This window comes from Psychrobacter sp. 1U2 (genome assembly GCF_051847575.1).
This window is the reverse complement of sequence record NZ_JBPYDC010000632.1, coordinates 1-930: the sequence shown is the minus strand read 5'-3', so window position 1 is coordinate 930 and position 930 is coordinate 1. Positions and strand designations below refer to the sequence as shown.

1 protein-coding gene is annotated in these 930 nt (G+C 47.5%); it reads right to left on the bottom strand.

Features of this window, described 5'->3' with window-relative positions; genetic code table 11:
* The coding region (locus ACS8FD_RS17735; RefSeq protein WP_439276822.1) for a DNA topoisomerase at nucleotides 1-930 on the bottom strand (930 nt) is incomplete at both ends.

Here is a 930-nt window from a genome sequence, read left to right as displayed (position 1 = left end):
GTCATGGTGCGGCCACGAGCTTTTAACTCGACATCACTGGCACCAACGAATAGGTTTACCGACAAATATTTTGCTGGCGGCATCTGACAAGCGACAAACTGACGCCAAATCAGCTCATACAAACGTATGGCATCGCGCTCCACACCTTTTAGCTGAGTAGATTTCATGTTGACGTTAGAGGGACGAACCGCCTCATGCGCTTCTTGTGCACCCTGTTTGTTACCATAAAAGTTTGGCTTTTCTGGTACATACTTTGCGCCATAGTTGTCTTCGATATAGCCACGTGCAGCAGCTAATGCGTCACCAGACAAGAAGGTCGAATCCGTACGCATGTAGGTGATATGACCCGCTTCGTATAAACGCTGGGCCAAAATCATGGTCTTTTTAACTGAAAACCCTAAGCGGGTGCTAGCAGCTTGCTGCAAGGTCGAGGTAATAAACGGCGCACTTGGACGTGATTGTGTTGGCTTTTCTTCACGCTCTTTTACGATAAAGTCGCTTGATTTTAATACCTCTAAGACTTTGTCAGTCTGCTCTTTATTGACAAGCTTAAGCGTCTTACCACCTTGCTTGGTCGCCTCTAAGCGCAAAGCAGTTTGCTCAGCGTCTGTAGGTTTTTTGGCAGTACTATTGGTAACGTGAGTATCAGCATGAATTTGCCAATATTCTTCTGGTATAAAAGCGCGAATTTCGTGCTCGCGCTCAACGACCAAGCGCATAGCAACCGACTGCACGCGTCCTGCAGACAGGCCACGAGCGACCTTTTGCCATAGCAGCGGCGACACCATAAAGCCGACGACCCGATCTAAAAAGCGCCGCGCCTGCTGGGCGTTGACGCGATCGATATCAAGCTTCGATGGTTCTTTAAACGCATTTTGAATAGCGGACTTGGTAATTTCATTAAAGACCACACGTTGATACTTATTATCA